Here is a 13,693-nt window from a genome sequence, read left to right on the forward strand (position 1 = left end):
TGCCATGTTAGAATCCTCCTTTTCTCTTTTATGTATCTATATTTTACTTCTGAACTTACTAGAATATGTGACAAAATGGGTAATCCCATCCTTTACATGAATAAGCTAATACAGGTATGTAAGGAAAAAATTATAGACCAAAATGGAATCACAAATTTTATGAACGAAAACTTTAAATTAGAATAATTTTTAGTTATCTGATTATTTTTTGTGCAATGACCATTATTAAACCTTACTGAAGTAGTAACGGGGTTACGTCAGTAAGGTTAATGATTATACATCAAGCTCTGAAGGAATGATTCCTAATACCCGTTTTTTCAGTCTATCGTCTTATTGATAGGGAGAAGACTGCAATAAGTTGAATTCTATACTGACGTTGTACAATTATACTTTATATACAAATTATACCAATCAGTACTAATTATACACGATTTATAGTCTTAGACTGCTAAAAATACATTATTAATTCCATTTATCTGACTAATTATCAAAGAAGACAAACTGGTAAACAGCCTGTCATTAAGTGGTAAGAACTATGTCAACGGCGGTACATTTCGTTGGCTGTGATCACATATATCGACCGCCACAAGGGTCAATCACTACATTCTTCCCTCCAACATTTTACAATCAATTGGGATATTTCTATTTTAACCATCTAACCAGACCTCAAACAATTGGTGACTGGAATCTTTGATTCATAAAATCATAATATTTTACATTTTAGTAGTCACCTTTCATACAAAGTCTGATCATTTTTAACACAAAACTTGAAATGGTGATTATTCTTTTCCCAGACGGGAATAAGTCTGCTTGTAAACCAGCAAAGACATGGTTGGATGATGGTTTGCCATCCATAAGAGTTTCCGTAAACGTACCCGTGCTGCAATTTAATGGAAAGAATTTTGTAAATAAAGTTGAGCAAATTTAAAAAAATAAAATGAGTATCCCTTTTGCTCAAAATCACTACCCTTACGAACAAATGTTTGATATAATATAAAATGAAAACAAGTGTTCTGAAAAGGGTGTTTTCAATGGCTAAATACCAACAGATGAGTTTAATTTCATTTCAAAAACAGTTTTCTTCTGAAGAAATTTGTCAGGACCCTCTTTTTCAATTGAAGTGGAAAAATGGATACTGTTGCGAAAAGTGCGGACATGACGCTTACTCGTCACCAAAACGCGAAAGAACCGCCTTTATGAGTGTAAAGAATGCCGCGGTGTTTGTCGGAACTGTGATGGAAAAAACACGCACAGACCTGAAAAAGTGGTTTTTAGCCATTTATTTAATCGCCTATGATAAGCGTGGGATATCAGCGTATAAGCTCTCAAAAGAAATTGAAGTCACCTATAAAACAGCTTGGCTTATGCTTCACAAGATTCGCACCGCTATACGAAAACAGGATTCCGAGTACACACTTGCTGGCATTGTAGAACTCGACGACGCTTTCTTTGGTGCTTCCACTGAAGGCGGAAAACGTCGTCGTGGTACTGAAAAGACCAAGGTCATCGTTGGTTTATCTTTGAATAAAAAGGGACACCCACGGGCTGAAGGGCTACGGATAAATAAACGAGGTGAAGGCGTTGCGAAACACAGAAGAAATGAGTAAAGATATTGTTCCCAATAACTATGAATTTTTTTTTGGTAATCACCAAGATGCAATTTGTGTCTTGAATCTTGAAGGTTGTATTGTTTACGCTAATCAAACTGCATCGGAACTGTTCGGTCATAACAAAAAGGAACTGCTATACCTAAACTATAATAGGCTCGTTTCTTCAGAGGAAGTTGAAAACTATTATTACTTCCTGTATAAGGCGTTTGAAGGCGAAACTCATAGGTTTGAATTAGGGGTTAACTATAAAAAAGGGCACAAAGTTGAGCTTCAAGTGATGATGGTTCCCAACGAAATAGAAGGTCAAATTATTAATATCTCTGTGTATGTAAAGGAAATAACGAAACAAAAAAAAGTGGAGTTGGAACAAATCAACAAAGAATTGTCCGAATCTTTCATTGAAACGAATCGAGATCCCATTCTTTTATTAGATATGAATGCTACTATCGTATTAGCAAATCCCGCCTTTTCTCGATTGTTAGGGTGGAGGAAAGAAAATCTTGAGGGGTTTCATATTCTTCGTTGCCCTTCCATACCACCCCATTTGATAAAACAAATGAGAGATTACTACCGTCGTGTTGTTACTGCTCAATATAACTCTGATGCAATTTCTGACTCTAATTTATCAACTTTAGAAACGATTCGAGTTACAAATAATGAAAAGGCATATCATATGATGCTGTCCATCACACCAATAAAGGATGGAAATGGTGAAATCTGCAATTGGGCCGTTCATCTAAGGGATATTACAGTGCAAAAAGAAGCTGAAAAATCACTTTTAAGAAGTGAAAAATTACTCGCTGTGGGGCAGCTTGCAGCTGGTGTAGCACATGAAATTAGGAATCCATTGCAATCATTGAAAGGACTAACGCAATTAATAAGAACTTCTGATGGAGTGAGGGATTACGGTCGTTGCCTTGATATTATGACAGATGAGGTAAATAATATTGAAACGTTTGTGGATGCATTCTCTTTACTTGGTAGGACTAAATTACAGTCTTATAAAATGATCGACATAACTCGTTTACTTCAAGAAGTTATTCAATCACTAAAGACACAAACAATCACAAATAATGTCCATATTGAATTAGATTATGATGAGGTGCCTTTCATTTGGTGTGAAGAGGGTTTGCTTAAACAAGCATTTTTTAATGTTATCGAGAATGGGATTGAAGCGACAAAGATGGGAAGGAATCTGTATATTGATATTACATCGAAAGACGATAGGATCGAAGTGAATGTCAATGATCAAGGCGTGGGAATTCATGAAGATCGTATTCCGAAGTTAGGAGAGCCCTACTACTCAAATAAAGAAAAAGGATTTGGACTAGGTTTAATGCTGACCTATAAAATTATCGAACAACATAAAGGGAAAGTAACCATCCAAAGTAAAGTCGGGCTTGGAACCCAGGTCACCATATCGATTCCCGTACTCAGCTAGTATTTAATTTATATATGTTACTATTACTGGTAGGGTTTGTATCAGTACCTTAGGAAGAGTTAAGTAAATAATTACACATAAACAAAAGGGCGGCGTTTCTTCATTAAGAAGGAGCGCTTTTTTTCATGTTACCATCTAAATGAAGCTATCTTCTTCAAGAATTGATTGATTATGAAGGGATATGATATTTTTTGTGATAATGTATAGAAAGAGAATTTATTTTAAAAGGAGAGTAAAGTAAATGCCGTTAAAGTCGCTTGGAAATAAATTAGATATGATCGAAATATTAGAAAATATGTCTGAAGCTTGTTATTTTTTAAATTCCGATTATGAATTTGTATTTATTAATAAGGCAGCAGAACCGTATTTAAAAGAACTATTTTTTGAAAGGACAAAAGAAGAACTTATTGGGACAAACGTTTGGGATGTTAACCCTAAATACATAGATACAGAAATAGACACTGCTTACCATAAAGCATATGAAGAACAAAAACCCCAAGTATTTGAGATGATATCTGAATATTCAAAATGGTGGTTCGAAGTAAAACTGTTTCCTAATATAAACGGGATATTTGTTACTTTTAGTGACATCACAGATAGAAAAGAACGTGAAAAGCAAAAGCAACACTATGAAAAATTAAATCTTATCGGAGAAATGGCGGCAGGTGTTGCCCATGAAGTAAGGAATCCAATGACGACTGTTAAAGGATTTTTGCAGTTGATGGCTGAAAACGAAGAACTTGAAAAACACAAACCTATATTTGATTTGATGATTGATGAGGTCAACCGTGTGACCGACATCCTTACTGAATTTCTTGATATAGCGAAGGATAAACCTGAAAAATTGGAGGAGTGTAATTTAAATGAATTAATAAAATCCGTCCTCCCCTTGCTAGAAACAAGAGCTCTAAAAGAAGGTAAATTGCTTGACTTACATTTGAGTAATATCGCAGACTTACTTATTGACAAAAACGAAATTCGACAGCTTCTTTTGAACTTGATTAATAACTCCTTAGATGCCATGAATGCAGGAAAAAAAGTTCAAATTATGACGTATGAAGAGAATAATAAAATGGTTTTATCCATTATGGATGAAGGAAAAGGAATACCCTCTGACATCATAGACGATATTGCAATCCCTTTTGTTACAACTAAAGACAAAGGAACAGGTTTAGGAATACCCATTTGTTTTTCCATTGCCAAGAGAAATAATGCCAAAATCGATTATACATCAAGTCCTGAAGGAACGACATTTAATATCCGTTTCTCTAAATAGTCTGTCTATCTTCCTCTTACAATAAGGGAGGTTTAAAGAAGTAAACCGTGGTTGCTCTTATATTGAAAAAAAGAGATTGAAACAAATCAGAAAAAAACGCCTAATAGATTAACGGGTTTACTTCAGAGGTACAAACAAGCCATTCACAATTCAAATGATTTGAGCTTTTCTAAGAGAAATCACATAGAAACTCAAACCTCTTTTCACAAGGTATTCAATAATTATTAGAAGCTATGTGAGTCCACTGCGATTTAGTATGTGAAGTGTCAAATATAATTAAAAGGGTTTGGATATATATGTTAAATGAAAGTGGAGATATAGTGATATTGTGAAATGATCACTTAAATAAACGGGGAGAATCCTTTAATTGTGTGAACTTTAAGGAAATAAATTAAGGGATTTCACTGAAAACTTTAAGTGTTAGAGAGAGATTCTGTAATGCATTTAATTTTATGTGTGTATTAATTCTCTTTTGTAGAGTTCTTCAAGTAATAATCCAATAAATTCTTTTGATAATTGCAGTTGTAGAGCTTTTTCATAGGAGTCAATTAATGTTTGATTACTTAATATTGTCATTGTAAATTAAGCCTCACCTTCGTAAATTTAAATTTTGTTACCCATATTATAATACTTTAGGACTGGTTAAGTCGGTGATATTTGTCACTATTAACACTTGTTCTGGTGAGTTTATAGGTAATAAGAATCATATCTATCCAAATATATCATTAATTTGAATGGCAATATAGTGCTTACTTTGAATAGATGTGACAAGTTGGTGAACTTTACATGATTTTGACATCTATCAAGGTTCTTTTTCTTGTGTCTCTAACGGCAAGGAAGTATAAAGAGAAAGGGGATAGGTTACAATTTTTTATAATTTTTTACTAACGGGGAGACTTAGCACAACAAGCTGTCGGAGTTTCTATGATGCTAACGGGAAGGTTAATAATGATGATGAGAAATAATGCCCTCGAATGTATTTCGGTACCGTTTTTTGATTCAATCATACTGTACTCACGTAATATCCTTTTGCCCAAAAAGTCCTGTTTCCATGACTGTATTTTAAATTTACATGTCTATCATGGATTATTAACGAACTTTTTCCATTTAAGTACCGAAACCGACATTTTTTTGGGGGGATTCTTACTAAACATGTGAATATGATCTGGCATTGTATGAGCTTCTATAATTTCTACATTTTTGATCTCACACAACCTTCTTAAAATTGCTCCTATATCTCTCACAATTTTCCGTATATTAGCTTCCTTCTAAATTTCGGAATAAACACGATGACTATGAAGGAATGCTTAATTCTTTGAATAACCGTATGAACGCTTCCACCAACCAACTAAACGCTATTCTCAAAAAAGTAGATGGTAGAGCAGAAGAAGTAGTCGCTACGGAGAATACAATTGACGAGACACTTATTAATATAATAGAAGTTCAGGACTGCTCAACACAATTGAAGTATTGCCAGAAGAAGCAACTGAAGAAGAAACTGATGAGGGTTCCGACGAAGGAAATTACGATGAAGACATTTCCCACAATTTGAAATGGTAATAAAAAGCATTTGATAATTTATCTCTAAGTTATTATGATTTGAATAGACAAGCTTTTTTGATTGGCACCCTTCTGACATTAGGATAGAAATTCTCATGCATCTGAGAGCATTAAAGAAAGTACGTAAGGATGTTTCTCTTCATGACCCGATCGGACAGGACAAAGAGGGAAATGAGATTAGTTTAATTGATGTTTTGCAGGCCGACACGGATGATTTGGCGGAGCAAATCCAGTTAAAAATGGAGAAAAAACAAATATATGAGTATATTCATATTCTTGATGGCAGAGAAAAAGAGGTCATCGTAGGAAGATTTGGTTTAGATAAACAAAAAGAAAGAACGCAGAAAGAAATAGCTAAAGAATTAGGAATCTCAAGAAGCTATGTATCTCGAATTGAGAAACGGTCGTTAATGAAGTTATTCCATGAATTTTATCGACACCAACGTGCAGCTTTAAAAAGAGAAGAGTAAAAGTACTTGTTGCCAGGTGTAACAAAAAGTCTTAGTGACTTCTTGTTACACCTTTTTATGTTTTGGTCTGAGAAGGAAAAAAATTAGTCGTGTGTCCAGGATAAAAGAGAATATTTATCAATAATGAGAATGGTCCCCATAGTTTTTTGGTTAATACAAAGAATGTAGCTGAATAAAGTGTATAAAGAGGTGAAAAAATATTGCCTATTCCTACTACGATAAGTGTATATCATGGGACGAATTTATTTGCTGCAAAGACAATTGCTAATCATGGCGTTTGGTTAAGTGTACAGCGGAGGTTAACAGACTTTGGGCCAGGATTTTATGTCACTCTTAATCGAAAACAAGCACAAAAATGGGCACTTGTAAAATCACGTGAACCACAAGCATATAAATCCTTAATTGACCGTTTAAACATTAGTTTTGATGAGTATATCAAACATCCCGATACAAGGAAAGCTGCTTACTTAGTTTATGATATCGATCTGACACAGTTAAAAAAGTTAAACGGAAAGTGTTTTCCTCTTCCTAACCATTACACTTGGCTATCTCATAAAAAAGAGTGGGAGCAATTTGTAAAAAATTGCATAAATGGACAATCTTATCAGTTTGATTATGTATATGGTCCAGTTGGAAAAGCTCATAAGGATATTCCTTTTGCACTTGATTTTTCAAATTCAAAAGATCAATTATCTTTAGCGAGTGAAGCGTCCATTCAATGTTTCATGAAGCCAACAATTATAGCAATAAAAGAGGAGAGGTTGTCATCTAAATGGACCAAGTCTATTTTCTCAATACCATCTCTTCGAGGTCAACGAATGAAACTTGATTTATTGAGAACTATTAAACAAGAACTTATGAGTATAGGAAATCTTTCTAAAAAAGAAAAGAAGCTACTCTTCTCTTAAATAGATCTTGGATGACATCTACTCCAGGAATTGAAAATCAATTAATGCAAGAATTACCTGAGTACTGGGCTTTCTCAATTTTAAGAGGCGATAAAACTTTGTGGTTCGAGGAATATGAGACGTATATTACGAGGAAATAGAATGATTAATCATTCTATTTCTATTTTAATTTTATAATAGGCATTATGATTTTCCCCCCATAGATTTTATCCATGAACAAGCGGTACTTTTTTTCGTCAATAAAGTTATTTGAAGCTATTAATTTCAATCCGTTCTGATTATCGTACAATTTAAAGCTATCACATTCCTTTTTTATTTTTGCAAATGTTTTAGGGACAAGTTGATGGGTGCTTTCAATGATAGAATGAGGAACATATCGCCCCGTGTTCTCCCCACGACGGTCGGAACGAATCTTAGCAATTTCAAGGGGAACGTCAACAACAAATAGATGGATTTCATAGTTAGCAGCTTTCAATCTTTCTATGAGCTGAACGTACATTTTGGTTTTGCCATTGTTCCCTCATAAATAAAATGTTTCCTACGCTTAATGAAGGAGCTCAAAACCTTATGACACAACTGTCGTGACTTTTTGTGAACAAGCGAAGCAGCTACAAGTGATTGTTGTTCTTTTAATAATTGATATTGTGGCATTTCTTCTTTTATATCATCAGGATCTACGGAAATGGCTCTTACTTTTTTCTTTTTTAGTAATTGTGGAACAACCTTTTTTCTTAAAGTAGTCTTGCCTGAAGCAGTTCCACCACCTATTAGTTAGCAAGGGGTCTTTGTCCTTTTTTGGAAGTTTGGGCATTTTTTAAATACTCCTTGAGAATGTTTGAGTAAACAAAATCATCATGATCTTTTTCAACTGGTTTACCATATTCTTTAGGTTGTTTAAGGCGAATAAAGTTTTTATTTTTTGCATCTCTTTCACTGTTTTTTAATGCTTCTAAACAACGTTTTAATAAATTATTAAACAGCTTCGTGATATCACCTAGATTAATGTATTCCAGAACGAAAGAAAAGTTGTTCATCTTCTATTGAAATCACTGTAAGGCAATTTCTATGACATTAAACTAATTATTTTAGAATAAATAATATGATAGGTCTCCTAGTGGGAAACGAATTGCTATTGCAGCGATGTGTATCATTTATAATATGGGAGTGTTACATGATAAGATAAAAAGAGAAGATAGTATCCTAAAAACAGAAATTATTAAAAGGCGGGAGTAGACGGGATGGTTCAAAACATGTTAAGTGCGGATTACTTTATCCTAATCCTTGCTTCTTTTCTAATAATGGGTGTGATTACAACCAAGCTTTCATCACGCTTCGGTGTCCCAGCGCTTATATTATTTATTTTGCTTGGGATGATTGCGGGAAGTGACGGACTAGGTATTATTTATTTTGATAATGCATCACAAGCGCAATTAATTGGTATTATTGCCCTCGTTATTATTCTTTTTGAAGGGGGCCTCTCGACAAAATGGACAACTATTAAGCCTGTAGCTGTGCCTTCGTTGGTGCTGGCAACCGTGGGGGTCCTTATTACTACGATTATTGTGGCTGTCGCTGCGAAGTTTGTTCTAGATGTAACATGGCTAGAAGGATTGTTATTTGGAGCTATAGTAGGGTCAACTGATGCAGCGGCAGTTTTCGCAGCATTAAAGGAACAAAACATAAAGTCTCGGATTGGGGCAACTCTAGAGGCTGAATCAGGAACCAATGATCCAATGGCAATGTTTTTAACACTGGCCTTCATAGAATTGTTATTAATGGACCAAAAAGGAATATGGCATATAGTGGGATCCTTTTTTTTACAAATGGGATTAGGATTATTGTTAGGGTTAGCGATGGGATGGATAGCTTCTTGGATTATTAATCGGATTAATCTTGATTCCGGTGGTTTGTACCCTATTATAGCGATGGGATTTGCACTATTAACGTATAGCCTTACTGCAAATGTCGGTGGAAGTGGGTTATTAGCTGTTTATGTAGCAGCGATGCTTATTGGAAATTCAGATTTAACGTATCGACACACTATTTTCCGATTTAATGAAGGATTTGCTTGGATGATGCAAATTTTAATGTTTATCATCTTAGGGTTATTGGTGTTTCCAGGTCAGCTTTTCACAGGAGCGATCATCCTAAATGGATTACTTTTATCTTTTATTTTAATTCTAATTGCAAGACCTTTGGCCGTTCTCCTATCAACTATTGGTTTTGGCTACACTTGGAAAGAAAAAACGCTTTTGTCTTGGGCGGGTCTTCGAGGGGCAGTCCCGATTGTATTAGCGACATTTCCTATGATTGCAGGAGTAGAGAATGCCCAACTATTTTTCAACGTTGTCTTTTTCGTTGTATTAACATCTGCTTTAATTCAAGGTTCAACTATTTCAGTGTTTGCAAATAAATTAGGATTAACAGGACCAAAGAAAGTAACACCTCTTCATTCTCTAGAACTAGTTTCGATAGGTCAGGCCAATGCTGAAATTGTCGAGTACGTGGTGAACGAAGAAACAAAAATCGTTGGTCAAAACTTAACTGAAATAAATTTTCCGAATGATGTGTTGATAAATGCAATTATTCGTAAGGGAGAATTAGTAACTCCTTATGGAGAAACTGTCATCAATGAAAATGACATTTTATATATCCTCGTTTCAAGAAAGAGTAAAAAAGAACTCAAAAAGCTGTTGGGGGAAAGAAAGAGCGTTGCAGAGGATTAATCAAATAGAAAACAAGGTTTTTGCTAAGTAGCAGAGACCTTTTTTCATTTCCTAACGTTTATTTTAGCAAAAGTAGAATGGAAGTGTATGAATGCTTTTTTGTTGACATAAAAAAACAGTTATTATATAATTATCTCGAATTAGAGATAAAAAAATGGTTGTTAAAAGATTAAAGGCTTCTGGATGACAGGAAACGTATCGAGTGAAAACATGTTTACTTTTAGATTTTTACGATATTTACCTTGAATCAGTAATATATTAATTACTGGGGAAGAGAGTGGCTAGTTACTTTAAGTAACTTGCTTTATAAAAGTGTGTGGCGTGTTATCATAGAAGGAGCACATAGAAATTTAGATTTGTGTAAAACTCTTAGTAATGTATAAATGGAGGAATTATTAATGAATGAATTAAAAGGGATGCACCATGTAACAGCTATTACTAGTAGTGCGGAAAAGAACTATGAGTTTTTTACGTATGTATTAGGGATGCGTTTAGTCAAAAAAACAGTTAACCAAGATGACATTCAGACGTATCATTTATTTTTTGCAGACGACAAGGGAAACGCAGGAACAGATATGACATTTTTTGATTTCCCGGGCATCCCCAAAGGAGTCCACGGTACAAATGAAATTTCAAAATCAGCTTTTCGAGTTCCGAATGATGCAGCGTTGGATTATTGGGTCAAACGTTTTGACCGCTTAAAAATAAAGCATGATGGAATTAATGAAATGTTTGGAACTAAGAGGCTTGCTTTTATTGACTTTGATGATCAGCAATACGAGTTGGTTTCCGATGAAAAAGACACTGGAGTGGCGTCGGGTACTCCATGGAAAAAAGGACCAATCCCATTAGAATATGCGATTACTGGGCTAGGACCTATTCATATTCGTCTTGCAGATGTTGATTCTTTTAAAGAAATATTAGAAAAAGCTTTCTTATTTAGAGAAGTTAGTAAAGAAGGTTCTTACTCATTGTTTGAAGTGGGAGAAGGGGGAAATGGTGCTCAGGTTGTGGTAGAACATAACAAGATTCTCCCACAAGCCAGACAAGGGTTTGGTACCGTTCACCATGCAGCATTCCGGGTAGAAGACAGATCCGTTTTAGACGAGTGGATTGAGCGACTTCACAGCATAGGATTGCAGACATCCGGTTATGTCAATCGTCACTTTTTTGAGTCAATGTACACGAGAGTAGCACCGCAAATATTATTTGAACTTGCAACAGACGGACCAGGATTTATGGGAGATGAATCCTATGAAACGCTTGGTGAAAAATTATCCTTACCACCAATGTTAGAGCCGAAACGTGAGCAAATTGAAAAATCGGTTCGGCCAATTGATACGATTAGAAGTACCAAGGAGTTCGTCAAGGAATAACGATGCCAAATAGGAAGACACGAGGAGGATTATCCGCGTGTCTTTTTTTAAGCTTTCAAGGATAAATATGATATGATAATGACGTATAAACGAGAATTAGGAGGCAATTTGAATGAAATTTATTGATAATGAGCAAGTAAACGATCCTACAGTTAACTTAGCGATCGAAGAGTATGCTCTTCGAAATTTACCAATTGATGATTCCTATTTACTTTTTTACGTGAATGAACCTTGTATTATCATTGGTAAAAATCAAAATACATTAGAAGAGATCAACAAAAAATATATTGACGAACATAATATCCACATCGTTCGAAGACTTTCAGGCGGAGGAGCGGTTTATCAGGACCTGGGAAACCTAAGCTTTAGTTTTTTAACGAAGGATGATGGGGACAGTTTTTCAAACTATCAAAAATTCACCCAGCCAGTTATAGATGCATTGCAAGAGCTGGGAATCGATGCAAAGCTCAGTGGACGTAATGATATCCATGTTGGCGAGCGAAAAATTTCCGGAAATGCACAATATACGACAAAAGGAAAGATGTTCAGTCATGGTACGCTCATGTTGGATGTCAATGTTGAAAATATCGTGGATTCATTAAATGTAAACGAAGAAAAAATGAGATCTAAAGGTATTAAGTCAGTCCGTAGCAGAGTCGCAAACATCAATGAATTTTTAGATGATAAATTAACTGTGGACCAACTGAAAAAAATCCTGTTAGATTATATCTTTGAAAGTGGCGATGTAGAAACTTACCGTTTGACAGAAGAAGATTGGAAAGGCATCGAAGAAATCTCTCAACGTCGGTATAAAAACTGGGATTGGAACTATGGTAAATCTCCGAAGTTTGATCTCCAACGTTCCCAAAGATTCGATGCTGGTACAATCGATATTCGTATTAATGTCTCTAAAGGTCAAATTACAGATTGTAAAATATATGGAGATTTCTTTGGAATCGGTGATGTTACAGATGTACAAGAAAAACTAACAGGTGTGAAGTACGAAAAAAATGCGATTCAAAAGGCTTTATCTGATTTAGATATGACCTATTATTTCGGTAAAATCTCCCGAGAAGGATTTGTCGAGTTGATTTATTAAAAGAGATGACTGGATTAGGAATGGAAATGAACGTGTTGTGTGCTCAAATGAGCGCGAGAGGCGTGGAAATGAGTGTGAAACGTTCTCAAATGAAGATGAAGAGTGGAAATGAACGTGTTGTGTGCTCAAATGAACGAGAAATACTTGGAAATGAGTGTGACGCGTGCTCAAATGAACCCGAATCGTGTTGAATGGAACTCGTTTCAGCGTACGCAATGTTTTTGACAGACTTCACCTACAATCATAGGTCTAGAAAACTAAGAAAGCCGCATTCCTTTTATTAAAGGAAGCGGCTTTTTTAAGAGATAAGAATTAATAAAATTAGCAGCTATCTTTACGCCACGCGTGTCAAGGGAAAATCTGTATTTAATAAAAGACGGCTCTGCCGTTTTTCTTATATGATGGTTTATTCACTAACGGCTGCCGCAAGAGCAACTTCGACCATCTCATTAAATGTTTCCTGGCGTTCTTGGGAACTGGTTTCTTCCCCGGTTATTAGGTGATCACTTACTGTTAATACTGATAAAGCTTGTACTCCAAATCTTGCAGCAATTGTATATAGGGCGGAAGTTTCCATTTCCACAGCTAGTACTTGGTGATCAGCAAGAGTTTTGACTAGGTCTTTATCATCATTATAAAAGACATCACTTGTGAAAACACTGCCGACATTTACGTTCAAATTGTGTTCTTTTGCTCCGTCATAAGCTTTCTTCAACAACTCAAAATTAGCGGTAGGAGCAAAATCTATGCCATTGAAGTGATGACGATTTACGCCAGAATTTGTCGTAGCGCTCATCGCTAAAATAACATCGCGAACTTTTACATCCTTCTGCAGGGCACCACACGTACCAACTCGAATAAGATTTTTTACACCATAACTATTAATTAACTCGTGAACATAAATAGAAATAGAAGGTACGCCCATTCCGGTCCCTTGTACAGAAACTCGTTTCCCTTTATATGTTCCAGTGTAACCTAACATGCCGCGAACCTCGTTATAACAAGTTACGTCCTCGAGGAAGTTTTCAGCGATGAATTTTGCGCGAAGAGGATCTCCAGGTAAAAGAATGGATTCAGCTATTTCTCCTTGTTTTGCGTCAATATGTACACTCATTTCATTCATCCTTTCATCTAACTAATTTATGTGAAATAAACGTATCACAATGGGGACTGCAAAAGCAAAAAAATGTCCTTTAGATTTTAACTAATTAGCGATAAAGCTTTTTC

General features: G+C 35.3%; 14 protein-coding genes and 2 pseudogenes. 10 read left to right on the top strand and 6 right to left on the bottom strand.

The features are described 5' to 3' along the window. Positions 1–1,031 precede the first annotated feature (1,031 nt). The 3 genes from ACHABW_RS01755 to ACHABW_RS01765 all read left to right on the top strand — a co-directional run bounded on the left by ACHABW_RS01755 (position 1,032) and on the right by ACHABW_RS01765 (position 4,327). A complete protein-coding gene (locus ACHABW_RS01755) occupies positions 1,032–1,607 on the top strand; it encodes an IS1595 family transposase (RefSeq protein WP_435753790.1) in 576 nt (191 codons plus the stop codon). Next, positions 1,582–3,051 (top strand): PAS domain S-box protein, encoded by a 1,470-nt coding sequence (locus ACHABW_RS01760; RefSeq protein WP_435753791.1) that lies wholly within the window; start codon positions 1,582–1,584, stop codon positions 3,049–3,051. The genes ACHABW_RS01755 and ACHABW_RS01760 overlap by 26 nt, the downstream gene beginning before the upstream one ends. 241 nt (positions 3,052–3,292) lie before the next feature. Beyond that, positions 3,293–4,327, top strand: coding sequence for an ATP-binding protein (locus tag ACHABW_RS01765; RefSeq protein WP_435753792.1), 1,035 nt, complete (start codon positions 3,293–3,295; stop codon positions 4,325–4,327). A 450-nt stretch (positions 4,328–4,777) separates the two neighbouring features. Here ACHABW_RS01765 and sda read toward each other — a convergent pair whose 3' ends face one another. Next, positions 4,778–4,903 (bottom strand): sporulation histidine kinase inhibitor Sda, encoded by a 126-nt coding sequence (sda, locus tag ACHABW_RS01770; protein WP_435753793.1) that lies wholly within the window; start codon positions 4,901–4,903, stop codon positions 4,778–4,780. A gap of 427 nt (positions 4,904–5,330) precedes the next feature. Beyond that, positions 5,331–5,571, bottom strand: a pseudogene (gene tnpA, locus ACHABW_RS01775) (IS200/IS605 family transposase). Between the two features lie 71 nt (positions 5,572–5,642). Between tnpA and ACHABW_RS01780 the strand changes: the two are divergent. The 3 genes and pseudogenes from ACHABW_RS01780 (at position 5,643) to ACHABW_RS01790 (ending at position 7,265) form a co-directional block, all read left to right on the top strand. After that, complete coding sequence (locus ACHABW_RS01780; RefSeq protein WP_435753794.1) at positions 5,643–5,879, top strand: hypothetical protein; 237 nt, start codon at positions 5,643–5,645, stop codon at positions 5,877–5,879. Positions 5,880–5,964: 85 nt separating this feature from the next. Further along, positions 5,965–6,357: pseudogene (locus ACHABW_RS01785) on the top strand (sigma-70 family RNA polymerase sigma factor); the annotation flags it as partial. A gap of 200 nt (positions 6,358–6,557) precedes the next feature. Further along, positions 6,558–7,265: a DUF3990 domain-containing protein gene (locus ACHABW_RS01790; RefSeq protein WP_435753795.1), complete on the top strand. Its 708-nt coding sequence runs from the start codon at positions 6,558–6,560 to the stop codon at positions 7,263–7,265. 160 nt (positions 7,266–7,425) lie between these two features. Here ACHABW_RS01790 and ACHABW_RS01795 read toward each other — a convergent pair whose 3' ends face one another. From ACHABW_RS01795 to ACHABW_RS01805, 3 genes are read right to left on the bottom strand one after another with little or no spacing between them, the layout of a single operon-like run. Next, a complete protein-coding gene (locus ACHABW_RS01795; protein ID WP_435753796.1) occupies positions 7,426–7,764 on the bottom strand; it encodes a zeta toxin family protein in 339 nt (112 codons plus the stop codon). Then, complete coding sequence (locus tag ACHABW_RS01800) at positions 7,746–8,033, bottom strand: zeta toxin family protein (protein WP_435753969.1); 288 nt, start codon at positions 8,031–8,033, stop codon at positions 7,746–7,748. Before ACHABW_RS01800 ends, ACHABW_RS01795 begins: the two co-directional genes overlap by 19 nt. Then, the gene (locus tag ACHABW_RS01805; protein ID WP_435753797.1) at positions 8,033–8,299 is read right to left on the bottom strand and encodes a hypothetical protein; all 267 of its coding nucleotides are present in this window, start codon (positions 8,297–8,299) and stop codon (positions 8,033–8,035) included. Before ACHABW_RS01805 ends, ACHABW_RS01800 begins: the two co-directional genes overlap by 1 nt. A 204-nt stretch (positions 8,300–8,503) precedes the next feature. On the opposite strand from ACHABW_RS01805, the gene ACHABW_RS01810 reads away from it, so the two are divergent. The 4 genes from ACHABW_RS01810 to ACHABW_RS01825 all read left to right on the top strand — a co-directional run bounded on the left by ACHABW_RS01810 (position 8,504) and on the right by ACHABW_RS01825 (position 12,657). After that, on the top strand, positions 8,504–9,991 hold the full coding sequence (locus tag ACHABW_RS01810; RefSeq protein WP_435753798.1) for a potassium/proton antiporter: 1,488 nt from the start codon (positions 8,504–8,506) through the stop codon (positions 9,989–9,991). Positions 9,992–10,389: 398 nt separating this feature from the next. Next, positions 10,390–11,367: a ring-cleaving dioxygenase gene (locus tag ACHABW_RS01815; protein ID WP_435753799.1), complete on the top strand. Its 978-nt coding sequence runs from the start codon at positions 10,390–10,392 to the stop codon at positions 11,365–11,367. Positions 11,368–11,479: 112 nt separating this feature from the next. After that, on the top strand, positions 11,480–12,466 hold the full coding sequence (locus ACHABW_RS01820; protein WP_435753800.1) for a lipoate--protein ligase: 987 nt from the start codon (positions 11,480–11,482) through the stop codon (positions 12,464–12,466). A 68-nt stretch (positions 12,467–12,534) separates the two neighbouring features. Further along, positions 12,535–12,657, top strand: a complete 123-nt coding sequence (locus ACHABW_RS01825; protein ID WP_435753801.1) for a hypothetical protein — start codon at positions 12,535–12,537, stop codon at positions 12,655–12,657. A gap of 215 nt (positions 12,658–12,872) precedes the next feature. Here the strand turns inward: ACHABW_RS01825 and deoD are convergent, their stop codons facing one another. Further along, positions 12,873–13,580, bottom strand: a complete 708-nt coding sequence (gene deoD / locus ACHABW_RS01830; RefSeq protein WP_110936732.1) for a purine-nucleoside phosphorylase — start codon at positions 13,578–13,580, stop codon at positions 12,873–12,875. Positions 13,581–13,693: the final 113 nt, after the last annotated feature.

The organism is Salipaludibacillus sp. CF4.18 (genome assembly GCF_051262595.1).
Classification (GTDB): Bacteria; Bacillota; Bacilli; order Bacillales; family Salisediminibacteriaceae; genus Salipaludibacillus; species Salipaludibacillus neizhouensis.

Coding starts and splice junctions, on each gene's coding strand:
- ACHABW_RS01755 (WP_435753790.1), top strand. CDS start 1,032: ATGGCTAAATACCAACAGATGAGTTTAATTTCATTTCAAAAACAGTTT.
- ACHABW_RS01765 (WP_435753792.1), top strand. CDS start 3,293: ATGCCGTTAAAGTCGCTTGGAAATAAATTAGATATGATCGAAATATTA.
- sda (WP_435753793.1), bottom strand. CDS start 4,903: ATGACAATATTAAGTAATCAAACATTAATTGACTCCTATGAAAAAGCT.
- ACHABW_RS01795 (WP_435753796.1), bottom strand. CDS start 7,764: ATGTACGTTCAGCTCATAGAAAGATTGAAAGCTGCTAACTATGAAATC.
- ACHABW_RS01805 (WP_435753797.1), bottom strand. CDS start 8,299: ATGAACAACTTTTCTTTCGTTCTGGAATACATTAATCTAGGTGATATC.
- ACHABW_RS01810 (WP_435753798.1), top strand. CDS start 8,504: ATGGTTCAAAACATGTTAAGTGCGGATTACTTTATCCTAATCCTTGCT.
- ACHABW_RS01815 (WP_435753799.1), top strand. CDS start 10,390: ATGAATGAATTAAAAGGGATGCACCATGTAACAGCTATTACTAGTAGT.
- ACHABW_RS01820 (WP_435753800.1), top strand. CDS start 11,480: ATGAAATTTATTGATAATGAGCAAGTAAACGATCCTACAGTTAACTTA.
- ACHABW_RS01825 (WP_435753801.1), top strand. CDS start 12,535: ATGAGTGTGAAACGTTCTCAAATGAAGATGAAGAGTGGAAATGAACGT.
- deoD (WP_110936732.1), bottom strand. CDS start 13,580: ATGAGTGTACATATTGACGCAAAACAAGGAGAAATAGCTGAATCCATT.